The following is a 22,834-nucleotide window of genomic DNA, read 5'->3' as shown; positions in this document are numbered from 1 at the left end:
TCACCAAAAAATAAGCTTTTATATATCATAAATTTTTCGGTTAAATCTAGATATTGACTACGAATATATCGTCATCCATTTTTCACGCTTATTTCGGGTATTCTGAAAAGGAGGCTGAATAGTTACAATTTATATTCCCTATCAATTGGGAGTTAAGGTTCGGAATAGTCAGCGGCGAGGCGATCCTCGGCGCCAACATCTTCAAGGACGTCTTCGCCGGGATCAGGGACATCGTCGGCGGAAGGTCGGGGGCCTACGAGAAGGAGCTGCGGCGGACAAAGGAGATCGCCCTCTTCGAGATGGAGGAGGAGGCAAAGAGGCTCGGGGCCAACGCCGTCCTCAGCGTCGACCTCGACTACGAGACCCTGGGGCAGAACGGCGGGATGCTGATGGTCTCCGCCTCCGGGACCGCCGTCCTGGTGGAGTGAGGTTTTAGGGAAGCTCCACCGTCCCGGCGATCCGCAGCTTGCTCCCCTCCAGCTGGCAGATGACGGCCCGATCGCCGGGCCGGTAGACGAGGGGCTTCTCCAGCTCAAGGCCGAGGAGCGGCCTCCTCCAGTCGTCGCCGGCCTCGACGGAGGCGACCCTCGCCGGGAGAAACTGCATCCAGTAGCCGATATGAAGGACCATCCCCTCCTTGAGGGGCGCTGGCCAGTAGGCGATGAGTTCCGCTCCGGCCGATAGGCTCGCCTCGACCCGGAGGGAGTCGTCGCTGGACAGGACGTCGCCTCGGTCCAACTCCTCGGCGTCGACGTTCTTGAGGGCGATCCCGGCCCGGTCGCCGGCCCGAGCCCAGTCGAAGTCGTCGTCGTGCTTCTGGATCGACCTGACGAGGGCGGTCTTCTCCCCGGGGAGGACCCTCACCGTCTCGTGTTTTCTTACGACCCCTCCGGCGACGGTCCCCAGGATGACCGTCCCTATCCCCCGGACGTTGAAGAAGTGGTCGATGGGGATCGCGCCCCCCCTCTCCTCCGGGGATGGAGGCTCGTCGGCTATCCGGTCCGCCTCGTCGAGGAGCCGCTCCCGGAGCCCTATGGGGTCGTCGTCGATCTCCTCATACCTCTCCAGGACCGTCCCCCTGACGATGGGCGCTATCCGGCCCTGGTCGATGTAGTTTCGCAGGATTATGTACCCATCTCTTATCCCGAGGGCCTGGAGCATGATGACGGACTCGCCGAAGGAGGCGTCTATCTCGTCGACGACGACGACCGCCTTCTCAGCGAGGGACGCCGCAAAGAATAGGGGAGCGAGCCTCTCCGGATACCGGGTCGGCTCGACGATGGTGACGGTGCTCTCGCCCCTCTTGAGGTTGTAGAAGGTGATGTCGGTGGATGTGCCCTTTTTGCCCACCTCTTTTGCGTACCCCTGGGGGCCGAGGATCGCCACGTTTAGATTTGCCATAGATGGCGGGAGATATTCTCGACGATAATAGGCTTTGTGGTGGCCCGGACCTTAAAAGATCCCTCCGACATCCCTTTATCTTCGCCGACCGGACCGAGACGACGCAACTAGGATCTGCCGGAGGGGAAAGAGACGGAAAAGACGAGATCGACGGATCGGAGAAGACCGCCTCCTCCATCCTTCGGGGCGATCCTCGCCCTCGATGAGGACGTGAGAGAGAAGGCCGACAGGATCGGAGAAGCCCTCCACTTGGAGGTCTTGCGCGCCGGACCCGCCGGGATGGATTGCGAGAGGATCGATCACGAAGACCCCGTCCCCTTCAGGGTCGATCAGGACCCCTGGGGGGAGGTATCGTGGCACCTGACCCTCACCTACGGCGGCCCCGCGGGGGACGCCCTGGGGTCCCGGGGCCGATGGTCGGCTACTGGCGAGGTGGCGGCAGAGGGGGTTCTCGACTCCATCGGCCTCGTCGAGGCCCTCGCCTCCGGGAGGCTCCCCCGGTTCTTTTGCGATCTCGCCCGCCGGCTGGAGGAGGAAGGCCGTCCCGGAGGGGGCGCCGCCCCTGAAAGGATAAGAGAGGCGGCGGGGATCGCCGGAGATCTTGCCCGCCTCCTGGAGGTGTGGCGGGATCGGGGAGGAAGCCGGGCCCATTACGAGATGGAGGGATGGAGAGATGGAGAGAGGGCGAAATAGAGGAGAGGCCGCCGGTCCTCCTCTGAGAAGAGAGAGTGGCGGGATCGAAGGGTCGAGTGAACATATAAATGAATTCTGCCGGTAGCCTGCAGCTCACTTGCGCCAGACTGCGGCGGTGGTGATGAGGAAGATCATCGCCATCATCTCAATCAGGGGCTCAATGCTCAGCTTGTTCGCATCGCTATACACGGCTGCTAATAGCATGAGAACGCTCCCCACAATCATGGGATGCCGGAGCTGATGGGCGTTGATATATCGGCTGATGGAAATCACCGGGACGGGGTGATGCTCTCCATGATAAGATACTCTTCGGTCAAACCCCGCCGCAAAAGAGAGGGGGCATGCCGGAGGGCAGGCGACGCCGATCTTCCCAAAGAGGCCATATCCACTATACCTCCAGCATCCTCTCGATGGCGCCTCGCGCGCGATCCGCGATCTCCTTGGGGACCACCACCCTCGGCTCGAGGGTCACCAGAGCCGAGAGGACCTTCTCCAGGGTCGTCTTCTTCATGTCGACGCAGATCGCTCCTTCGCTGAGGGGGTAAAACTCCTTTCCCGGGTTATCCTTCTTCAGCCGATAGTTCATCCCCACCTCTGTCCCGATGATGAACTCTCGGGCGGGGCTCTCCAGAGCGCGCCTCGCCATCCCGGAGGTGCTGTAGACGCCGTCGGCGAGGTCGATCACCTCGGGCCTGCACTCCGGGTGGACGAGGACCTCAGCCTCCGGGTGGAGGGATTTCGCCCGCAAGACGTCGTCTGTGGTGTACCGGTCGTGGACGTAGCAGTAGCCGTCCCAGGGGATGATCTTCTTATCTGTGAACCGGGCGACGTACCTTCCGAGGTTTCTGTCGGGGACGAAGAGGACCGTCTCCTCAGAGAGGGAGGCTACGACCTCGATCCCGTTGGCGGAAGTGCAGCAGATGTCGCTTTCGGCCTTGACCTCGGCGGAGGAGTTGACGTAGCAGACGACGGCGGCGGCGGGATGCTCGGCCTTGAACCCCCGGAGCTCTCGGCCCGTGATCATTTGAGCCATGGGGCAGCAGGCCCCGGCCCCGGAGAGTATCACCCTTTTCTCGGGGGATAGGATCGCCGCGGTCTCCGCCATGAAGTCGACGCCACAGAATACGATCAGATCCGCCTCTTCCCTGGCGGCGGCCCGGGAGAGCTCCAGAGAGTCGCCCCGAAGGTCGGCGACGTCCTGGACATCGCCGGGCTGGTAGTTGTGGGCGAGGATGACGGCGTTCTTCTCCTCCTTCAACCTCAGTATATCGTCGGCGAGCATGATTGGAAGGCAGTGAGGGAGGATTTACTTTAAAAACGCTCCCCTCGCTCAGGAGGGGATAGGGTACCTGGGGAAGGGGCCGCCCTTTCAGCCTTCTATCTTCTTTCGCCTCTGACGCTCGTCCTTTCTCCGCTCCGCCCTGTACTCCTGGATCATCCCCTCAAGCCATTCGGCCTTCCTTCTCGCCACCCTCTCCCGGCTCCGCTCTCCCCATCCTCCCTTCGCCTCCTCCAGATCCCTGGGGTCGAAGATGGCGACCCCCGCCACCCTCTTCACCGGCACCTCCTGGATGGAGAGGACGGGGACCCCGCCGTCCATCAGGTGCCCCTCCACCTTGGGGTCCATATACGTCCCGACGATCACCGCCTCCACCTCCATCTCTATGAGGAGGTCTGCGGCGGAGGGGCCGCCGCCGCTGGCGTCCTGGAGGAGGACGACGTCCCCCTTAACGATGCCAAGCCGGCCCGCCGCCTCGATGAGGGAGTCCCGGGAGAAGGAGGCGACCTCCTTGACGGCCCTTCCCACAGCCCCCTCCTCCAGCTCTTCTGCCCTCCTCTCCCTTTTGAGCCTCGACTTCAGCCTTCTGTTGACCTTCCTCTCCTGCCGGAGGAGGCCCCGGAGCCTATCGATCTCCTTCTCTCTTATCCTGATCTCCTGGTCCCTTTTGATCTCCCGGCGGTTCTTATCCTTCAGCCTCTCGATCTTAGATTCCAGGCGGCGGCGCGTCTCCTCCTCCTTCGCCAGCTGAGCCTGTAGCTCCTCCACAAACCCCTTCAGCCGCCGGATCTGGTCAGCCTGCCGTCTCTTCTCCGCCATCTGAGCCGAGGCGTCAGAGCCGACCGGAAGCTTCGTCTCCTTTGCGGCCGGAGGCTCCCCCTCCGGCGGAGTCGTCATGCCGGATATCGCCTGGTCTATCGATAGGCCCCGAACCACCAGAGCCTTCACCTCCTCGGGGTCGATCTCCGGAGGGCACTTCTTTTCAACCTGCTGGAACTTGTTTCTGTACTTCTTGTAGGCGCTGGCGGCCGCGGCTAGGGCGTCGCGTTCGTGATCGTTCCTGTAGCCGTACCCCCGGGCGAGGGCGATCTTCTCCTCGGAGGGGATCTCACCACCCGGAGAGTAGAGGACGGCGGAGAAGGACCTCTTCACCTTCTCGACGGCCCCCGGAGTCGGGAAGACGTCGGTTGCCACCACCAGGGGCTTGCCCCGATCAGAAAGCCACTCTATTACGTCCGGGGCTGATATGGCCCTCGCGCTGACGAGGTCTACAAGCTCTCCATTCAGGTTGAGGGCTGCGATCCCGGTGGTGGTGCCGGGATCGATCCCGGCGATGATGTAGCCCCTCCTCCGGCGGAGGGGCTCGAAGTTGAGCCGGTCCCGCTCCACCCCCTCCACCCTGATCTGGGCGTCTCCCCGATATCCCGAGGAGATGTGGACCTCGCTCCTCTCCGCCTCCACCACGAACTCGCTTCTTGTGTAGCCGCCGATCCCCTCTACGGACCGGACGGCGAACCGGTGCCCCTCCTCCCGGAGCCTCTCCTCCACCTCCCGGGAGAGGGCCTTCACCGATCCGTGGATCTTTCTCGTGTACCTCTTTTGGGACCACCCACCCCGCCCCGGAGACCTCCTGCGGCTGACCTTGATCCAGGTCTTCTCCTCGAAGGCGGAGACGACGCTTCCTACCCCCTTTGAGGCGAGGCGGGCGCAGGTCTCGGCCTCGTCCATGGGATCGAGCCGATCGAAGGCGATCCCGTGACTCCGGGCGATCCGAACCAGGGATTGGGGCCTCTCTCCTCCCGTCACCTGGACGAGCTTCGTCGCCGGGGGCAACTGCCTCAAGAGCCTGACCAGATCTCCTCTGTCGGCGGCGAGCTCGTGGACGTTGTCCACCGCCACCATATCTGGGGCGCCCTGCCTGATCATCCTCACCAGCTTCTGTCTTGTGACCATCGGGTGGCGCTCTTCGCCATCCCCCGAGAGGATGAAGAGGGCATAGCTGGGAGCTCGCTTGCTCCTGGGCGAGCCGCTGGCTATATCCACACCATATATCGATCCAGGGATGAGATCACCTCATGACGGTTCCCTCAGCCGCTCCCCTTCCTATCCCATCTCTCCCTAAGCCCCCTTCCCACCCTTCTCTGCCTTCTCCCCCTTCACATCCTCACCGAGGACGGAGGCGAGGGCCACATCCCGATCAAAATCGAGCCGATACTTCCGGCTGAAGTGGTCGATGACGTTCTTCAGATCCCTTTCGAGGAGCTCCATCGACTCGGGGTGAGTCCCAGAGACCGCCTGGGGCCAGTCGATGATGACCACCTCTCCATCCTCTCGGACGAGGACGTTGTAAGCGCTGAGGTCGGCGTGGACGATCGCCTTCTTCCAGGCAGAAGTCACCTCTTCGAGGACGATCTCCAGGCATTCTTCGGGGTTTTCGAGGTCGACCTTGTACAGCTCCGTGCCGCCGGTATGCTCCATGACCACGGCGTGGTGGCTGAGGGCGACCGGTTGTGGGACGGAGACCTCAGGGTATAGCTTTTTCAGGATCTGAAACTCCCTTGCCGCACCCAGGCGGGCGGCGAAGATCCAGGCGCAACGGGGAAGATCGGTGAGGTGGCCCCTCACCCTCCGGACGTGTTTGAAGCTCGTCCTCCCCTGCCTGTGGAACTTCACCGCCAGGGGGAAGGATGATCCTTTCGCCCCTCCTCCATCAGCCGAGGATCCGAACCCTTCCGGTCCCGCGGCGGCGGCCGGGGTCGGTCCCAGGGCCTCGAAGACGACCGACTCCTTCCCGACGCCGAGGAGGTCGCCGAGGGAGACTACCACGTCCCGGTCGACGAGGTCGGAGAGGGCGATGAGGTCGTAGGCGGCAAATCCTATCTGGTAGCCCTCGTAAGGCTCCGTCGTCTTGAAGACGAGCTTCTTTGAGACGAGCTTCGAGAGGCCCGTGCTCGCCCCCTTGGGAGAGAGGCGGGCTATAGCCATCACATCCTCCGCCGGGACCCACTCCGAGTGGCGCATCCCCCTCTCGATCGCCTTGAGGAGGGCGAGCTCCTTTCTATCCAGTTTCAGGAAAGCATCTGTCAGATTATCCACGGTCGGTTATTTGTCGGCTATAATTAAAAGCGATTGCCCTTTAGAGATGAAGGCCCGGCGGGAGGAGCCGAGCCCGTCAACAATCTTTATTTCCAGATTGCCTACTGGTATCCCTTCCACCTCGCCTCCAGATCCGGATCCTGGAGGGTCTCCATGACGTAGTCGGCGAACTGTGCCCCCGTCGCCCCGTCGGACCTCCCCGTCAGGACTACCTTCTTCTCGTGCTGGCTGCAGATGTCCAGGGCCATCTCGAGCCTCTTTGCCTCCTCTGCGAAGCCGATGTGGCCCAGGAGCATCACAGCCGCCCGCATCATGCTGGAGGGGTCGGCGTACTGGGCCCGTCCCTCCTCCACCATCCTCGGGGCAGAGCCGTGGATCGCCTCGAACATGGCGTACCTCTTGCCGATGTTGGCGGAGCCCGCCGTCCCGACGCCCCCCTGAAACTCGGCGGCCTCGTCGGTGATGATGTCGCCGTATAAGTTCGGAAGGACGACGACCCGGAACTGGGTCCTCCTCTTGGGGTCGACGAGCTTTGCCGCCATGATGTCGATGAACCACTCGTCGAGGTCAATTCCCGGATACCCTTTCGCTACCTCTCTTGCCACCTCCAGGAACTTGCCGTCGCTGGTCTTGATGACGTTAGCCTTGGTGACGGCGGTGACCCGATCGATCCCGTTCTTTTTCGCGTGGTCGAAGGCAAGCTTGACGATCCTCTCCGCCCCCTGGGTGGTGGTGACGGTGAAGTCGAAGGCGATATCCTCGGTGAGGTTGAACCCCTTGGACCCGAGGATGTAGGCGCCCTCGGTATTCTCCCTGAAGAAGATCCAGTCGATCCCCTGGCTGGGCACTTTTACGGGCCGGACGTTGGCGAAGAGGTCCAGCTCCCGGCGCATGGCGACGTTGGCGGACTCCAGGTTCGGCCAGGGGTCCCCCTTCTTGGGCGTTGTAAGAGGGCCCTTGAGGATGGCGTGACACTCTTTCAGCTCCTCGACGACCCCGTCGGACAAAGCCTTCATCGCCCTCGCCCTCTCCTCGATGGTGAGCCCTTCTACGTCTTTTATCTCGACCTTCCCTCCCTCGATCTCGCCCTTGAGCATATATTCGAGGACCCTCTTAGCCTCGGCGCTGATGTAAGGGCCTATCCCGTCACCCCCCACCACGCCGATGACCATCTTATCTATAGCGGAGTAATCGATCCAGTCCCCCCCGACCTTCATCTCCTCCACCCTGTCCATCTGCTCCGTGAGGAGCTTCTCAAAATGGGCCTTCGCCCTCTCTATAGCCTCTCTCCGGTCGGTCATTATAATCATCCCTCAGATCAATCGATTCCCATTATCCTAGTCCTCATCCATAATTAACATATCTGGCCACCACCCCTCATCGATCCCCCTGCCCATTAAAAATATAAACTTCAAGATCACAGTGTGGGATATGACAACCCAGGAGATAGTGTTCTACGTCATAATATTTCTGATCGTCTTCATGGTGACCCGGATATTGATCAAGATCAGGCGTGGCTACTGATGGGAGATGATCGGCAGATGTTCCCACCGGTGATCGCCACCGTCGGCGGCGGAGGCACAAGGCTCTATCCTCTCACCCTCGACCAGCCCAAGCCCCTGGTAGACCTCTGCGACACCGCCATCATCGCAACCCTCTTCAGAGTTCTGGCAAACCAGGGCTGCAGGCGGTTCATTCTGGGGTCCAAGGGGGCTGATAACACCCTTCCCCTCAACAACTACTTCAAGGCCGGGGAGGGTTTCTTCAAGAGGCTCGGGATAAGCGACATAGAGGAGTTCTCCTACCAGCCCCAGTACGAGGACAGGGGGAGCGCCGACTCCCTCAGATACTGCGCGAGCTACTTCGATATTGCGGAAGACGCCCTCGTCGTCTCGGGGGATAACGTCATCGACATCAACCTTCGAAATTTCATAGATTTTCACAAGGATAAGGGGGCGGTCCTCACCGTAGCTCTCAAAGAGCTGGGTCCCGATGAAGAGATATCCCAGTACGGCGTCGCCGACATAGACGCAGATCACAGGATCAACGGCTTCGTCGAGAAGCCCGCCCCGGGGAAGGAGCCGTCCAGGATGATCAACACCGCCTTTTACTTATTCTCCCCAGAGGTCCGGGACGTCCTCGCTGAGATGGGCGACTCGGCCCGGGACATAGGCGGCGACCTCATCCCGTACCTCACAGAGCACGGATACCCCGTCTATGGATATCCGGTGGAAGGGTATTGGATCGACATCGGCACCCCAGAACGGCTCCTCCTGGCGGCGATGGACTTTCTCGGGGGGAAGGTGGAGCACTACGCCTTCAGGAACGAGTACCGGCCAGGCCAGTGGGTCAACCCCAGAACCCTGGATAGGATCGGAAGGTACCTCGACTCAGGAGATATCGAACTGATAGGTAACGTCTTCATAGGCAGAAACTGCAACATCGAGAAGGGTGTCGTCATCGAAAACTCTCACATCGGCCATACGAGCCTCATCGAAAGGGGGTCGAAGATAAGAAATAGCATGGTCATGAGCTTCGCCCACATAAAGAGAGGTGCGGTCCTGAAGAGGACGATCGTGGGCAGGCACTCCACCATAGGGCCGAAATGCGTCCTGGACGCTGACCAGTCCTGCTGCAAACCGGGGAAGATACCGGTGGTGGGAGAGAACGTCACCCTCCCTCAGGAGTCGGTGGTGGGGCCGGGGACTAGGGTGGCCCCCCTCAAGTACAGCTACAAGATCCTGGCCACGGGGAAGTTCTCTCAGCTGGGCACAGACGACCAAAATATATACTTCTGCGAGAAGTGACCCTACCAGTACCGCTCCCATCCGCCGGCGTCCAGGGCCCTGACCCTGTACTTTTTGTCGTTCTCAATCAGGAATTTGTGGAGATCCTCGGGGCCCTTGAAGAAGGACTTGTCCCGGAGGTTCTCGAAGATCTCCTCGGAGGTGAACCCGGAGAGCTGCCCCTTCCCGTATACGATCCTCTCTATGGTGTACCACAAGTCGTCGAACTTTCTGAGGTTTGCTGTCAACTCAACCATTTTGACCACCTTGGAGGTCCGTCTCTGGCTTAAATGAATAAGTACGTTTCGTTCCCTTGGATGAGTACCATGAAGATATACCGTACCACTATGGGGAAAGGCAGATCTTCCGATGGGGGAGAGAGCCTAAATTCCCTACATGAGCAGATTAAGTCCTGCAGCCGCTGCCCTCTCGCCGCTGGCAGGAATGAGGCCGTCCCCGGCGAGGGGCCGGATCGGGCCGAGATCCTCCTCGTCGGCGAGGCTCCCGGCAGGGACGAGGACCTGGCGGGAAGGCCCTTCGTCGGCAGGGCGGGGTCTGTCCTGGACCGGTGCCTCAAAGAAGCTGGGATCCATCGGTCGGAGGTGTTCATAACCAACGTCGTCAAATGCCGCCCGCCGAGGAACAGAAGGCCGAAGAAGGAAGAGGTGGAGGCGTGCCGCCCTTACCTCGAATCTCAGATGGAACTCGTCCGGCCGAAGGTGGTGATCCTCATGGGGAACGCGGCGACGAGGGCGGTTCTGGATATGGAGGGGGTGACGAGCCTCCGGGGCAGAATCTACCGGGACCTATTCTTCGTCACATTCCATCCCGCCGCCGTCCTCAGAAACGGAAACTTTAGAGAGGAGTTCGTCACCGACCTCTCGGCCGCAAAAGAGAGGGCGCAAAGAGAGAGGGCGGAAGAGTCGAGGTAGCCGCCCCGGGCGGGGGGGCAGCCTCCCCGATGATCCCAAATCCCCCGGAGCCTTCCATCAGGCTGAGCGTTCAGTGGAGAAGAGGGCTTTCACCTGGGGGAGGACCTGGGGGAGGGCCAGGATGAAGACCCGGTCCCCCTCCTTCACCTCCGTCTCGGTGGTGGGGATTACCGGCTGGTTTCCTCGCATGACCATCCCGAGGATCGCCCCTTTCGGCATCTTCTCAGCGGCGTTCTTACCCAGGATCTTCGCCTCCTTCTCCGCCCGGAAATCCAGCACCTCAGCCTCATCTTTGCCCATGGGCACCGCCTCTTCTCCGCCCCGGATCAGCCTGAGGACAGCCTCTACGGTGACCCTGCCGGGGCTGATGGCGTTGTCCACCCCAACCATCTCGAAGAGATCGATGTAGTCGCTCCTGTCGACCCTGGCAACGATCTTATCCGCCCCCAGCTGTTTGGCGAGGAGGGAGCATAAGAGGTTCTTCTCATCGAAGCCCGTAACGGAGAATACGGCATCCATCGAACCGACGTTCTCCGCCTTGATGAGAGATATATCGGTCCCGTCACCGTTGAGGATGAGGGTGTCGGGGAGTTCCTCCGCCAGCTTCTGACATCGCTCGTTATCGATCTCCACCAGCTTCAGGTCGAAGTCCATCTTCTCCAGCCACTTGGCGAGGTAAAATCCGACTACACCCCCCCCGACGATCATAACCTTGTGAGAGGCGGTCTCCTCGTGGATCAGCTTTCTGAGCTTGGGGACCGACCTGGCGTCACAGGTCAGAATCAGACGGTCGCCGGCCTTGATCGACCCCTCCTTCCTGGGGATGAGGACCTCTTCGCCCCTCTTGATGGCGGCGAGCTTGCAGTTCTCCGGAAGGTCGACGCTTCCGATCGTCCCCTTAAAAGGTGCATCTTCGCCGACGGCAAGCTCGATCAGCTCTGCTTTGCCTCCTGCCAGCCTCCTGCGTTCTATCATGGATGGGAAGTAGAGGTCTTTTACGATCCGCTCTGCCATCACCAGCTCCGGACAGATCATGAGGCCTATGCCGATCTGTCTTCGGTCTTTCATCGGCTGGTCGATGTAGTCGGAGTTGCTGACCCTGGCGATCGTCCTATCCACCCCCAGATGGCTTGCGGTGATGCAGGTGATGATGTTCACCTCGTCGTTTCCGGTGACGGCGACGACCATATCTGAGTTCTGCAGTCCTGCCTCTATGAGGATCTGGGCGTTGGCGGCGTTCCCCTGGAGGACCCTGACGTCTATCCCATCGAGACGTTCACAGGCCTTGCTGTTCTCATCGATTACGATGACGTCGTAAGAGTCGGAGAGCTGCCTCGCCAGATGATACCCCACGTCTCCGGCCCCAGTGATCATGATTTGCATAAAATTCCTCCTCTCCCAGGCCCGGCCATGGGAGCTGATTTGAACTATGAGTAGATCATGCTGACGGGAAAAGGCTTTCGAGTGGTTTATGAGATCTTGCAGCCTCCGTCGGGGCGAGATGGTGGGATCGATGAGCTCCTGCCTGAGAGGGCGATTGCTTCGAGAAAGAACTCTTTTCTATCATCAGGGTGAACCGTCCTCCTGGATGAACATTCGAGAGGATGAGTTCGGGGGTCTATTAGAAGGATATGAGAGGGTCCTATACCTCTGCCATAGGAACGCCGATCCCGACGCCGTGGGGTCGGCCTTCGCCCTCCAGGAGGCCTTCGGAGGCGATATCGGGGCTGTGGAGGGGGTTAGCAGGACCGCTGCGAGCCTCATATCTACGATCGAGGCGGACGTAAAGATCGATCCACCCCTTGAAGGGTACGACCTGGTGGTGGTGGTGGACACCGCCGTGGGGCTTCAGATCGGAGAGATCCGCCTCGAAGATTACGCCGTCGTCGACCATCACCAGGACAGGGATCTGATCGATGCCTCCCTCTTCAGCGTTCAGAGGGAAGCCGACTCCACCGCCGAGATAGTATGGAAGATCCTTACCGAGTGGGGATTTCTCCCGAGCCGGACGGCGGCTTTGGGGCTGGTGGTGGGAATAATCACCGATACAGGACGGTTCAAGCACGCTCACGTCTCCTCTTTTAGGACGGTGGCCGAGATCCTCGAAGAGACGGACCTCGAGTACGCCGAGGCGCTGGAGGTCCTCTCTCGCGTCCCGACGGAGACCTCCCGGAGGATCGCCGCCCTCCGGGCCGCCTCCAGGGCCGAGATCGAGTGGTCCGAAGACTGGGTCATCGTCTCGTCGGAGGTGGGGGCCTTCGAGGGGTCGAGTGCGATGACCCTCATCGAGATCGGGGCTGACGTCGCCCTCGTCGGCGGTACTCACGGCGACCTCTGCAGGATCAGCGGCAGGGCGAGGAGGGACGCCGTCCTCGCGGGCCTCGACCTGGCGGCGATCCTCGGGGATGTGGGGAGGGCTCATGGTGGGGACGGAGGCGGCCACCGGGGCGCCGCCGCCCTGGAGGCCTCGGGGCAGCTTGAGGATCTTCTCGAGGAGGGGAGGAGAAGGGTGATGGCCGCCCTGGTGGGGAGGCGTCCTTCGCGGGCCTGCATCCCCCCATGAACCTCCTCCAGATGGGTGACCGGCTTACATAGGTGACCAGATTATACAGAGCCGACTTCCATCGAGCCGCAGAACGAGGGATTGCGTTTCATGGGTCATCGGTTAAGGAGTTTAAGCTACACAATATTGCCATTTTTCACACGAATTATGCATCATCTAGATTTGATCCGATTTCAAGACTGACTTGCTGTATCCTCTTTGACCAAGCCAATCTCACCGTACTTGCTACCGAGATCGCTGCCTCATCGCGATTCTTCTCTTAACCGATGACCAATGGATTGCGTTTAAGTCCGGAGCCTCTGGGCCGCCTTCTTCAGAGCCTCAATCCCTGGGAGGCGGTCGCCGGAGAGGTAGCTTATGGAGGCTCCGCCGCCGGTGCTGACGTGGGAGAACCTGGACTCGAGGCCCAGCTCTTCGATGGCGGCGCTGGTGTGCCCTCCGCCCGCGATGGAGAAGTCGGCTTCAGTGGCGGCCTTCAGGATCTCAGAGGTTCCCAGGGAGAACTTCTCCTTCTCGAAGATCCCAGCGGTCCCGTTGAGGACTACTAGCTTCGCCTCCCTGATCCTCTTTGAGAAGTCGACGATCGTCTCAAGGCCGATGTCGGCGATCTGGAGGTCGGGAGGGATCTTCTCCATCGCCACGTCCAGCCGCTCTCCGTCCTGGTCGAGGGCGACGTCCCTGGGAACGACGATCTTTCCGGGGTTTTTATCCATAAGGTCTTTTGCTATCGAGACCTGATCGGAGTAGTCGAGGCCAGCGACGAAATCCCGGTTCCGTTCGCCGACGTTCGTCCCCGCTGCCATCTGGAAGACGGTGGCGACGACCCCCGTCACCAGGACCTGGTCGACACCGCCCCTGTTGAAGACGTTGGCGATCACCTTGATGGAGTCGTCGGCCTTCGTCCCGCCGAGGACGAATATGGAGGGGTGCTCGTTGCCCCGGACCCCCATGTCCAGCGCCTCGATCTCCTTCTCCATCAGCCTTCCGGCGGCGCTAGGGAGGTTTTCCGTGAACCCGACGACGGACAGGTGGGACCGGTGGGAGACGGCGAAGGCATCGTTGACGAAGAGGTCGAATAACGGGGCGAGCCCTCTGACCATGTGGCTCTTCGCGTGCTCCTCGGCGGGGCGGCTGATGTTCTCCTCGGAGTAGAAGCGGGTATTCTCCAGGAGGATGACGTCGCCGGACCTCATCGCCTTGATCGAATCCCGGGCCCGAGTGCCGAAGATGTCGTCGACGTAGGTGACCTCGCGGCGGAGGAGCTGGGAGAACTTCCGGGCGTGGGCCTCCATCGTCGTGAAGTCCTTCTTTCCTGCGCGGCTCTGGTGGGCCAAGAGGACGACCCGGGCCTCCTCCAGGTCGCGCAACGTCGGCAGGTGGCCGCGGAACCTCTTGTCGTCGAGGATCGTTCCGTCCGGATCCATGGGGGAGTTGACGTCGACCCTCACCAGGATCCGCTGGTTATCCAGGGGGAAATCGTCTAGCGTGAGATAATCCTTCAACTGGCTCCCTCCTCAGGGATTTAGCTGTGACAGGGGTTGACTCAGGGGGTATATCACTTTTAGCCCACAGGGCGGCGCGAGGCGGGCGGGGCTCTTCCTTGGGGACGCGGCCGGAGAAATGGAGATATAACTTGCGCGCGAACTTCAGGTAGCTTGGGGTGGTCGAAACGATAGATCCGTCGTTGTGCACTAACGGTCTAATCTACAAACATTTTCTCTATAATTTATAGCAAATTTCCACTAGACTATGATCCTGAACGGACTGGGCTACGTTGGCCAAAGACTATACTTATTTCCCGAGTTTTACGAGAAGCTTCCCGTCGAGAGGTTGCTTGGTGAAGGTGTCACCGCCGCAGACCTGAACGATGATGCCCTCGGCAGGACCCTTGATGCGATTTACGCCTACGGTCCGACGGAACTCTTCAACTATTTTGCTCTGAAGGTCATGAGCCAGCTGGATCTCGGAGTTCAACGGCTTCATGCCGACACCACGATAACGAAAAATAATTTCAATGCAGTAAATTTGCTTATCGCCAAGAAATAATCTAAAGGGAATTGAATGCGCCGACAGCCCCGCCCCTACTCCATCCTCCGCCCCCAGTTCGTCTTGACCATCATCGCCATCCGGGGGTTTTTGAACTGCTTGTAGATCGCCATATCCTTGGGGTAGCCGATGAAGGGGTCGATCGTCCCCTGCTCCATGTTGGCGACCCAGACCTTGATCTGCCCCTCCTCCACCTCCTTGCCCTTCTCCTGGAAGAAGGAGATGAAGGGGCCGGGGCTCTCGGCGTGGGGGACGATGACGACGGACTCCTCCATCCCCTCCACCAGCTCCACCTCCTGGATGGAGGTGAAGATCCTGAAGTCGAGCCTCCTATCTCCGGGACCATTGAAGGTGAGCTTCCCCGAGGAGCCGTCGGCGAGGGCGTAGCCCGCCCGTCCCATGAACTCTGTGAGGAGGTCGGCGAGGTTCAGCCTCACCAGCCCATCCAGCTCCCCCTCTGAGCTTTTGAACTTTTCATAGGCCCTTGCGAAGTCGGGGTCGGTGTAGCCTCCGGTGTGGACGAAGTGGAACATTCTGTCGTTGATGTTCATCACGCTGTCGAGCTTGGGGAGGTTGATGAATATCGGCTCGCCGGAGAGGACGTTGAAGAATATAGCCGATGCAATGTGTTTATTTCCCAGGATGGCCTGCAGCTCCACCCTCTCCTCGGCGGTGAGGTCGGCCCTCCGGACGCAGTCGTAGACCCTCTGGAGGAGCTCGTAGCGTGCTATGATCTCCTTCTCGGCGAGGAGGGCTGATAGGCAGCCTCCCATCAGCTCAATCTTCTTATCCGTCATTTAGTCTGCACCTCTGAATCGATCTTTGAAGAGGGTGAGGGTGAGGTGGATGAGGCAGCGGTGGAGGTGGGGGTGGAAGTGGAGGGGGAAGGGGACGGTGTGGAGGCGCAGCAGCCCGCCGTCTCCTCAGCCCCCAGCTCAGCCCGCAGCTCCCCCATGGTTGCTGACCTCTCGGCGAAGGCGTTGTGCTGGTGGATGCTCTCCTCGTTTATCTGCTTCATGATGACCACCGCGTCGTCGGGGAGGTCTTTGAAGGACTCGACGACCTTCTGGGCCATCGTCCTGACGCAGTCCTCTACGAACTTGGGGTTGCTGTGGGCCCTCTGGACGACGACCGCCTCGTCGGGGCGCTTCAGGAGGCCGAAGACCCTGGAGCTCATGGACCTCTCGATGATCTTTATGATCTCTTCGAGGGATACGCACCGTCGGTCGCATACCTGGATCGAGATCATCCCCCGGCCCCGCTGGTTGTGGGTCGCAACGGGAAGCCTCCCGGCAAACTCGAAGGCCTCCTCAGGGGTGAGCCCCAGGGTCGCCAGCTCCCGTCTCACCTGGTCCCTCATGATCTCCTGGGCGCAGGGGCAGGCCGTCATCCCCACCACCTCGGCACCCACCAGCTTTCTTACGTGGCCTTCCCTGGCGACGGCCTCGGCGAAGATGTCCACCACCTCCTGGCCGGGGGTCCTGGTGACGGGAGAGCTCCTCTCGACGATGAACTCGCTCTTCATCTTCACCTCGGCCCGGGTGGCGTACTCGTGTTTGGATAAGACCCGGCGGGCGATCTCGCCGCAGAGCTCCTCGATGACGTAGACCGGCTCGTTTATAGCCCCCTCCAGGACCTCGTCTATAACCTCGAAGTTTCGAGAGAGGTTCGCCCCCTTCCGGTCGGAGGGAAGGTCGACGAAGACCTCGAAGTTGGATATGAGTACTATCGGTCGTCCCTCATCTTCCCGGAGGACCTTCACCAGCTTCTTGACCCCGGTGAGGCCTACGCGGGTGAGGTTTATCGGATACTCCGGTTGACAGGCCTGAACGTCTGGCAGCGTCTCCAAAGGGGATCACCTGCCATGGGGGTCGAGAAGCTCCAGGTCGTCGGAGAGGACTAGCAGATCGTCCACCTCAGCCAGAAGGTTTTTCAGGGTCTCTGATATCTGGCGGTCCCGCTCCTCTTGGGTCTGAAAGAACGTCTCAAGCCTTGCGGATAGCTCCTCGTCCTCGAGATCAAGAAGGTCGCCGGTCTGTAGCAGTCTCTCGATCTTCTCCAAATCCAGCATGAACGAATATCAGGGCTCAAATTCTATTTCAGCCTTTGCCCAGGACCGATGACCACCTTCAACGACTGGGAGATATCCCGGTTTCTGCGGGGAACGGCCGCCCCCCGGCAGAAGACGACCGAATTCTCGGAGCGGCTCGCCACCGGCCGAGAGAATGTCTGGGTTTGGACCTGTCGACAGAATGTCTGGACTGGTACCTGTTATCTCGCATTCAGGAATATTTATCAACAGGGCGATCTTCTATTCTGGCAGGAGGAGAGAAACGTGATCAAGAGATGCCCCGAACACGGTTATTTCCGGGGAGAAGCCTGCGAATGCGGCGCCGTCGGAGAGGCCGTCCTCGATGATGAGAGGAGCGAGAAGCTCGGGAGGCTGGTGGCTGGCGCCCTCAGACACTTCCCTGACGACATGGGGCTGGAGATGAGCCCCAGAGGCTGGGTCGACTTGGACGACCTCTCCGAGGCGATCGGCACCAGGTACCGCTGGGCAAATAAAAGGCTAGTCATCTCCCTCGTCCAGTCCGATCCCAAAGAGAGGTACGAGATCAGGGAGGGGAAGATCAGGGCTAAGTACGGCCATTCGGTAGACGTGGACCTGGACTATCCTCCAAATGAGCTCTCTTCTCTCTACTACGGAGCAAACGAGGAGGAGGCGGACAGGATCCTGGAGGTGGGGCTGAAGGCTGCGACCCAGCGTTACGTCCACCTCTCCACCGCCCCCGAGAAGGCCTGGCATGTCGGCACCTTCAGGACGAAGAGCCCCCGGGTGATCAGGGTCGACGCAGAGGCGGCTCAGAGGGCTGGGGTGAAGATGATGACGGTGAGCGAGAACATAGTGATCTCGGAGAACGTCCCCCCGGAGTACCTCAGCCCCGTTCCTTTAGCCGACCTGAATCTGGAAGGCTGATCACTTCCCAAACCTCCTCTCCCTCCTCTGGTAGTCCCTGACCGCCCTGAGAAAGTCGACCTTTTCAAGGCTCTCCCAGGAGCGGTCGATGAAGTAGAGCTCGGAGTAGGCAGACTGCCAGATCATGAAGTCGCTCAGCTCTCGCCCCCCAATCCTTATCAATAGGTCAGGCCGCTGCTTCAATCGGAGCCGGGCCTCGATCGTCGTCTCGTCTATATCCTGGGGATCCATGAGTCCGGACGAGACGTCTTCGAGGACCGACCTGATAGCAGAGGTCACCTCCGCCTTTCCGCTGCAGCCGAGGGAGACGACCAGATCCAGGGGGCCGCCCTTCCCGAAGGAGATCTCACCCTCCTCGAAGAGGAGGCGCCCCTTCGCAGGAAGTTTTGAGAGCTCCGCCGCCGCCGCCTCCGCGGACCCAATTCTACCTCTCCCGGCGCCGGACGTTGCTGCAAAGATCGTAGCCTCACGGATATCCAGGGAGGTGCACCATCCGGCGACATCGCCTACCTTCCTCCACCAGCGGGGAGCCATCGCCTCTTTTGATATGACCAGGGCTACGGATGAGGGGGCCGATCCCATCCTGATCTCCCTTTCCAGCAGCATCTCCCAAACTCTTCTGATCATATAGCCCTTCTGTACCGGCTCGAATAGAGAAAGTATTTTTGTGATCGAGTTCAACTGACGGACCGTGAAGAGAGAGACGGTGGCGAGGATGGGGGCAGGGATGACGGTTTTGCTCTTTCCTTACGTCGGGGTCTACACCGTAATCCCCCTATTGCCCATGATCCCCCTATTGGCGATCTTCCTCGCGGAGCGTAAGACGAGGGTCCTCTCCGCATCCCTCGCCTCCCTCCTCCTCCTCAGCTACGGCCTTTTCCTCCTCTCCTTCGGCCTCCGATCGACGGATATCGAGCTCCCCCTTTACCTGGTGGCGGTATCCTTCGTCGCCCCCACCTTCGGGGCTCTTGCAGCCGGAGCCTCTGGGATCTTCAGGGATCTGGGAAGGAGCCTGGTATATCTGGCGACGACGACGGCCGTCGGCGTTCTTGCCATCATCTGGACCGGACCTCCTGCCATCGGCGCCGATCCCGAGAGGGTCCTCTTCCTCGCGACCCTGGGGGGGCTCTCCGGTGCCTTCCTCCACTCAGCATCTAAGAGGGGAGAGAGGGACTTCGCAGTCCCCTTCGGCTCCTGCATGGTGATGTGGCTCTTCAGCTTCGACTATCCTCTTCCCGATATCCAATACATGGCTGGGATATACGTCTTCGCCCTTGCTCTTGGGATAGGGGCCTACAGGATGAAGGCCGCCGACGCCGAGGCGGTCATCTCCATGGTGATAGTCTGCCTCCTGGTCATCTTCTTCGCCGACATCGTCTGGTTTCTCATCCTCCTCTCCTTCTACCTCCTGGGCAGCGGCTTCACCAGGTACAAGTACGCGAGAAAGCAGAAGCTGCGGATCGCCCAGTCCCGGGGCGGCGTCCGGGGGTACAAGAACGTCTACAGCAACAGCCTCGTCCCCCTGGCGATGGCGATCCTCTATGGGGTCTACGGCTCCGACCTCTTCGCCTTCGCCTTCCTGGGGTCTGTCGCCACCGCCACCGGGGACACCCTGGCTAGCGAGATCGGCGAGACGGCGAGGTCGAGGCCGAGGATGATCACCACCTTTCGGACCGTCGAGCCGGGGGTCGACGGCGGCGTCACCCTCCTGGGCCAGACGGCGTCGATCTGCGGCTCCCTCTTCACCGGCATCCTGGCGGTGGCGGCGGGGATGGCCGGGGCCTGGGGGATCGCCGCAGCCCTCGCCGGCGGCTTTCTCGGGACGAACTTCGACAGCCTCCTGGGGGCGACCTTCCAGGCGAGGGGGCTGCTCACCAACAACGGGGTCAACCTCGTGGCGACCCTCTTCGGGGCGGTGGTGGGAGCGGCGGTATGGATGATGGTATGATCTTTGGGTCGGGGATCTTTTGACTGGGTGGCGAAGCCTCCGCCCCGGCACCCCATCGTCCAGTAGGCTCGTTGGTCCAGGTGCCAATTCGTCAAGGATCTCACCTATCCAGGGTGAAGCTCCTCTTTACGACCGGCCTCTCCTTCACCTCATGGATGAGCATCTCCATCCTGTCGCCGACGGCCAAAACCCTCGCCTTCTCCAGCCTCTCCTGGGAGCGCCGCAGGTTTGACCCCCTCTCCGCGATGATGGTGAAGAGCGGCTCGCCCTCGCCTACAACGTCCCCGATCTTCTTGTGAAGGAGGATCCCGGCGCCCGCGTCCTTGGGGCAGCCCGCAGCCTTCGCCACTTCGGCGACCGACGAGTTGTTTATCCAGAGGACGGTGCCGGACCTTCCGGATTTTACGGTGAGCCGCTCTTCGCCGACGGCTATATCCTCGGGGGCGATATCCGGGTCTCCACCTTGCGCGGCGATGATCTCCCTCATCTTCTCCTCCGCGCGGCCGGAGCTGAGGATCTCCTCCGCCAGGGCCTTCCCGTCGGACCTACCCGCCATCTTCAGGATCATCCCGGCGATGGCCGTAGCCTTGTCGACGAGGTCGGGGGCGGTTCCCCGGTTCATCAGAGCCTCCAGGGCCTCCCTCGCCTCCAGGGCGGGGCCGATGGCGCTTCCTATCGGCTCCTCGCCGTAGGTGACGGCGCAGCGGACGGTTATCCCCAGGCGGCTTCCGATCTCCATGAAGTCCTTTGCCAGGAGGTCCGCCTCACCGATCGTCTTCATCTTGGCTCCCCTGCCGGTGGGGATGTCGACGACGAGGAGGTCGGCGCCGACGGCCCTCTTCTTCGACATGATCGACGGCAAGAGGAGGGGGTCGATGGAGAGGGGGTACTCGACCTTGACGAAGATGTCGTCGGCGGGGGCTAGATGGACGGCCCCCCCCCAGACGACGGCGCCTCCGGTCCTCTCCACCACCTTCCTCATCTCGTCGAGGTCGAGGGTCACCGGCATCAGGACCTCCGCCCTGTCCGCCGTCCCTGCCGGGGATGTGATCGCCCGGGAAGAGGACTTGGGGATCAATAGCCCGGCGGCGGCGACGATTGGAACGACGAGGAGGGTCGTCTTGTCCCCCGGCACTCCCCCGATCGAGTGCTTGTCGACGGTGGGACCCCCGTCGAGCTTCATCGTCCTGCCCGTCTCGATCATGGCCAGGGAGAGGTACGTCGCCTCGTCGAGGTCGAGGCCGAAGCTGTGAAGGGCGGTGACGAAGGCGCTCAGCTCGACGTCGCTGAGCTTCTCGTCGACGGTATCCTCGACGATCTCCAGGATCTCGTCGCGGCCTAGCTTTCTTCCGGCTAGCTTGTTTCTTATGAAGTAGAGGGAGTCGGGGAAGGCCGCAGCCTCCACCTCGACCTCGGACCTTTCGGCGAGGCCGAGGCCTCTCCAGACCTTTTTGCAGACGCCTATCGTTCCCGGATCCACCATCTTTGAGGATTTATGGACTATCGCCGTCTTCACCTCCCCGTTGAACCGGATAGCCACCCTTCCGAGGCTGAGGACCCCCAGCCGCTCCGCGTCGTCTCCGTTCATTATGACGATCGACTTTCCTCCCGCCTCCAGCCCCAGAAAGATCGTTTTTAAGATCATCGAAAAGCACCCTCTATTAATCAAAACGGATCTGATATCAGTGGGGGCCGGTTTGGATTTAGAGATTGCCCTGCAGCCTTGAGACTGTCGGAGGTCCGGGGACGAGGGTAAGCCAGCGATCTCTGGATGGAGAAAGCCATCCCCTGAATGCTCTTTCTAAGGAAGAATCTTTAAACCGGCATTTCGCATTAACGGTTTGAACGCTCATTAATTTTCCTGCTATCGATTTTTTGAGAATAGATATCAATCGACTCTGTATAGAGATCAAATAAGGCCAGCTTCATAAAGACTAAGAATATAATTATTAAATTTTTATAATATACTGAATTGTTAATATCGTGTTGACAAATTCTAGTAAAATTATTTTAAACAAAATTTAAGTTAAACGTTTGAATTTATGCACATTTTGGCAAGCAATAAATTCTTAATTTTGCATAGCCTTACTGCGGAATGCCGGTTCCATCTTAGAACGCTGTGTTTTTGTCGGATAGATCCTATATTTGAAGGCCTTAAGCATTACACTCACTTATGCTGTTATGATATTTAAAGATTCATAGCTTAAGGCAGGGTACGATTCATCCCCGGCCTAAAGACCGGGGTTTTCTCTACCTATAGAAGGCTTATTGGGCTGCGAGCTTGAGATATCTGAAAAACCGCTCTGATAATGCAAAAGATATTTAACTTATAATTATCAAAAATAGCATCAACCTGATATCGTTCAATGGCAGAGGAGGATCAGAATATGGACAAGTTTCTGGGAATAGCGAAGGACGGAAGGTTCTCGATATTGATGCCTCGCCCTCAGTGCTGTACAGTGAGGTTAACCCGCATCGAAAAGCCTGCATCGATAGCTGAAGAGCTGACCGCCTCCCACGAGATAAGCCTGGAGGAGCATGAGGGCAAAGCCCTTCTGGTGACGGGCACCCTCCCAGAGCGGAAAGGCTGGCTTTACGAGGCGAAGGTCGTCGATGAGGGGGGCCCGATACTGACCGAGGTGGTGAAAGAGGTCTTCGGTTGAGATTAACCGGCCCTCTTTAAAAATTTTTTATAAACCCCGTTCTGCAGAAGAGCTAAGCCTTCAGCCCCTCTTTGATCTTCTCCACCACCTTCTCGCAGTCGGCGGGATCGACCTCGAGCTTAGGCGACTTCTCTATCCCGAGGTCGGTGACCACCACCGCGAGGGCTGCAGGAAGGGACGCGTGATCGAGGATCTTCTTGGCGCACTGGACGGGGCAGCCGTCTATCGCCACGAGGTTTCTCTCCCTCGCCGCAACGATCATGGTGTCCAGGTGGGCGCCGATCCCGGCGAGGCAGAAGAGCTTCCCCCTCCCTTCCTTTGCCAGCTCCACCGCCGCCTGGTTTGATATCTGGCCGACGTTCGAGCCCCCCGCGCAGGCCAAAAATAGGAGGTCTCCGGAGGCGCAGAGGCACCCCACCTCCTTTCTTTCATCCCCTCTCTCAAGCATGA

At 60.1% G+C, this 22,834-nt stretch carries 22 protein-coding genes and 2 pseudogenes; 9 read left to right on the top strand and 15 right to left on the bottom strand.

Features of this window, described 5'->3' with window-relative positions:
* Nucleotides 1-131 precede the first annotated feature (131 nt).
* The gene (locus P0O24_RS05775) at nucleotides 132-428 is read left to right on the top strand and encodes a heavy metal-binding domain-containing protein (protein ID WP_316968794.1); all 297 of its coding nucleotides are present in this window, start codon (nucleotides 132-134) and stop codon (nucleotides 426-428) included.
* A gap of 4 nt (nucleotides 429-432) precedes the next feature.
* Here the strand turns inward: P0O24_RS05775 and P0O24_RS05770 are convergent, their stop codons facing one another.
* The gene (locus tag P0O24_RS05770) at nucleotides 433-1,401 is read right to left on the bottom strand and encodes an EF-Tu/IF-2/RF-3 family GTPase (RefSeq protein ID WP_316968790.1); all 969 of its coding nucleotides are present in this window, start codon (nucleotides 1,399-1,401) and stop codon (nucleotides 433-435) included.
* Between the two features lie 210 nt (nucleotides 1,402-1,611).
* Between P0O24_RS05770 and P0O24_RS05765 the strand changes: the two genes are divergently transcribed.
* Entirely contained in the window at nucleotides 1,612-2,094 is a 483-nt protein-coding gene (locus tag P0O24_RS05765) for a hypothetical protein (RefSeq protein WP_316968789.1), read from the top strand.
* Nucleotides 2,095-2,482: 388 nt separating this feature from the next.
* On the opposite strand, the gene nadA is transcribed toward P0O24_RS05765, so the two are convergent.
* From nadA to P0O24_RS05745, 4 genes are all read right to left on the bottom strand, one after another.
* Nucleotides 2,483-3,376, bottom strand: coding sequence for a quinolinate synthase NadA (gene nadA, locus P0O24_RS05760; RefSeq protein WP_316968788.1), 894 nt, complete (start codon nucleotides 3,374-3,376; stop codon nucleotides 2,483-2,485).
* An 87-nt stretch (nucleotides 3,377-3,463) separates the two neighbouring features.
* Entirely contained in the window at nucleotides 3,464-5,416 is a 1,953-nt protein-coding gene (locus tag P0O24_RS05755; RefSeq protein ID WP_316968787.1) for a DUF460 domain-containing protein, read from the bottom strand.
* Nucleotides 5,417-5,491: 75 nt separating this feature from the next.
* Nucleotides 5,492-6,469 carry an RIO1 family regulatory kinase/ATPase domain-containing protein gene (locus P0O24_RS05750; protein WP_316968786.1) on the bottom strand — a complete coding sequence of 326 codons (978 nt, stop codon included), beginning with the start codon at nucleotides 6,467-6,469 and terminating at the stop codon, nucleotides 5,492-5,494.
* 101 nt (nucleotides 6,470-6,570) lie between these two features.
* Nucleotides 6,571-7,770 carry an isocitrate/isopropylmalate family dehydrogenase gene (locus P0O24_RS05745; RefSeq protein ID WP_316968785.1) on the bottom strand — a complete coding sequence of 400 codons (1,200 nt, stop codon included), beginning with the start codon at nucleotides 7,768-7,770 and terminating at the stop codon, nucleotides 6,571-6,573.
* Nucleotides 7,771-8,010: 240 nt separating this feature from the next.
* Between P0O24_RS05745 and P0O24_RS05740 the strand changes: the two genes are divergently transcribed.
* Complete coding sequence (locus tag P0O24_RS05740; protein ID WP_316968784.1) at nucleotides 8,011-9,276, top strand: NDP-sugar synthase; 1,266 nt, start codon at nucleotides 8,011-8,013, stop codon at nucleotides 9,274-9,276.
* Nucleotides 9,277-9,278: 2 nt separating this feature from the next.
* On the opposite strand, the gene P0O24_RS05735 is transcribed toward P0O24_RS05740, so the two are convergent.
* The gene (locus P0O24_RS05735) at nucleotides 9,279-9,512 is read right to left on the bottom strand and encodes a hypothetical protein (RefSeq protein WP_316968783.1); all 234 of its coding nucleotides are present in this window, start codon (nucleotides 9,510-9,512) and stop codon (nucleotides 9,279-9,281) included.
* A gap of 69 nt (nucleotides 9,513-9,581) precedes the next feature.
* On the opposite strand from P0O24_RS05735, the gene P0O24_RS05730 reads away from it, so the two are divergent.
* Entirely contained in the window at nucleotides 9,582-10,187 is a 606-nt protein-coding gene (locus tag P0O24_RS05730) for a uracil-DNA glycosylase (protein WP_316968782.1), read from the top strand.
* Nucleotides 10,188-10,244: 57 nt separating this feature from the next.
* On the opposite strand, the gene trkA is transcribed toward P0O24_RS05730, so the two are convergent.
* Nucleotides 10,245-11,570, bottom strand: coding sequence for a Trk system potassium transporter TrkA (gene trkA / locus P0O24_RS05725; protein ID WP_316968781.1), 1,326 nt, complete (start codon nucleotides 11,568-11,570; stop codon nucleotides 10,245-10,247).
* A 205-nt stretch (nucleotides 11,571-11,775) separates the two neighbouring features.
* Between trkA and P0O24_RS05720 the strand changes: the two genes are divergently transcribed.
* Nucleotides 11,776-12,750, top strand: a complete 975-nt coding sequence (locus P0O24_RS05720) for a DHH family phosphoesterase (RefSeq protein ID WP_316968780.1) — start codon at nucleotides 11,776-11,778, stop codon at nucleotides 12,748-12,750.
* 284 nt (nucleotides 12,751-13,034) lie between these two features.
* Here P0O24_RS05720 and P0O24_RS05715 read toward each other — a convergent pair whose 3' ends face one another.
* A complete protein-coding gene (locus tag P0O24_RS05715) occupies nucleotides 13,035-14,252 on the bottom strand; it encodes a phosphoglycerate kinase (protein WP_316968779.1) in 1,218 nt (405 codons plus the stop codon).
* Nucleotides 14,253-14,499: 247 nt separating this feature from the next.
* On the opposite strand from P0O24_RS05715, the pseudogene P0O24_RS05710 reads away from it, so the two are divergent.
* Nucleotides 14,500-14,745, top strand: a pseudogene (locus tag P0O24_RS05710) (DUF4277 domain-containing protein); the annotation flags it as partial.
* Between the two features lie 86 nt (nucleotides 14,746-14,831).
* Here the strand turns inward: P0O24_RS05710 and P0O24_RS05705 are convergent.
* From P0O24_RS05705 to P0O24_RS05695, 3 genes and pseudogenes are all read right to left on the bottom strand, one after another.
* Nucleotides 14,832-15,593 carry a DUF6834 family protein gene (locus P0O24_RS05705; RefSeq protein WP_316968778.1) on the bottom strand — a complete coding sequence of 254 codons (762 nt, stop codon included), beginning with the start codon at nucleotides 15,591-15,593 and terminating at the stop codon, nucleotides 14,832-14,834.
* 128 nt (nucleotides 15,594-15,721) lie between these two features.
* Nucleotides 15,722-16,645: pseudogene (gene mptA / locus P0O24_RS05700) on the bottom strand (GTP cyclohydrolase MptA); the annotation flags it as partial.
* A gap of 6 nt (nucleotides 16,646-16,651) precedes the next feature.
* On the bottom strand, nucleotides 16,652-16,867 hold the full coding sequence (locus P0O24_RS05695) for a hypothetical protein (RefSeq protein ID WP_316968776.1): 216 nt from the start codon (nucleotides 16,865-16,867) through the stop codon (nucleotides 16,652-16,654).
* 264 nt (nucleotides 16,868-17,131) lie between these two features.
* Here P0O24_RS05695 and P0O24_RS05690 point away from each other — a divergent pair, with 264 nt between their 5' ends.
* Nucleotides 17,132-17,773, top strand: a complete 642-nt coding sequence (locus P0O24_RS05690; protein ID WP_316968775.1) for an RNA 2'-phosphotransferase — start codon at nucleotides 17,132-17,134, stop codon at nucleotides 17,771-17,773.
* Here P0O24_RS05690 and P0O24_RS05685 read toward each other — a convergent pair whose 3' ends face one another.
* Nucleotides 17,774-18,400: an undecaprenyl diphosphate synthase family protein gene (locus tag P0O24_RS05685; protein ID WP_316968774.1), complete on the bottom strand. Its 627-nt coding sequence runs from the start codon at nucleotides 18,398-18,400 to the stop codon at nucleotides 17,774-17,776. It abuts the gene before it with no gap.
* A gap of 64 nt (nucleotides 18,401-18,464) precedes the next feature.
* Between P0O24_RS05685 and P0O24_RS05680 the strand changes: the two genes are divergently transcribed.
* Nucleotides 18,465-19,721, top strand: coding sequence for a TIGR00297 family protein (locus tag P0O24_RS05680; protein WP_316968773.1), 1,257 nt, complete (start codon nucleotides 18,465-18,467; stop codon nucleotides 19,719-19,721).
* Between the two features lie 100 nt (nucleotides 19,722-19,821).
* On the opposite strand, the gene P0O24_RS05675 is transcribed toward P0O24_RS05680, so the two are convergent.
* Nucleotides 19,822-21,366 carry an AMP phosphorylase gene (locus P0O24_RS05675; RefSeq protein WP_316968772.1) on the bottom strand — a complete coding sequence of 515 codons (1,545 nt, stop codon included), beginning with the start codon at nucleotides 21,364-21,366 and terminating at the stop codon, nucleotides 19,822-19,824.
* Between the two features lie 424 nt (nucleotides 21,367-21,790).
* Nucleotides 21,791-21,883 (bottom strand): helix-turn-helix domain-containing protein, encoded by a 93-nt coding sequence (locus P0O24_RS12525; RefSeq protein ID WP_394356711.1) that lies wholly within the window; start codon nucleotides 21,881-21,883, stop codon nucleotides 21,791-21,793.
* Nucleotides 21,884-22,108: 225 nt separating this feature from the next.
* On the opposite strand from P0O24_RS12525, the gene P0O24_RS05670 reads away from it, so the two are divergent.
* Nucleotides 22,109-22,384, top strand: coding sequence for a hypothetical protein (locus tag P0O24_RS05670; RefSeq protein ID WP_316968771.1), 276 nt, complete (start codon nucleotides 22,109-22,111; stop codon nucleotides 22,382-22,384).
* 52 nt (nucleotides 22,385-22,436) lie between these two features.
* Here P0O24_RS05670 and P0O24_RS05665 read toward each other — a convergent pair whose 3' ends face one another.
* Nucleotides 22,437-22,832 (bottom strand): putative zinc-binding protein, encoded by a 396-nt coding sequence (locus P0O24_RS05665; RefSeq protein ID WP_316968770.1) that lies wholly within the window; start codon nucleotides 22,830-22,832, stop codon nucleotides 22,437-22,439.
* Nucleotides 22,833-22,834: the final 2 nt, after the last annotated feature.

Origin of the sequence: Candidatus Methanocrinis alkalitolerans (genome assembly GCF_029167205.1) — an archaeon.
Taxonomy (GTDB): domain Archaea; phylum Halobacteriota; class Methanosarcinia; order Methanotrichales; family Methanotrichaceae; genus Methanocrinis; species Methanocrinis alkalitolerans.
Note: the sequence above shows the minus strand (reverse complement) of the source record. Positions and strands in the feature narration are given on the sequence as shown.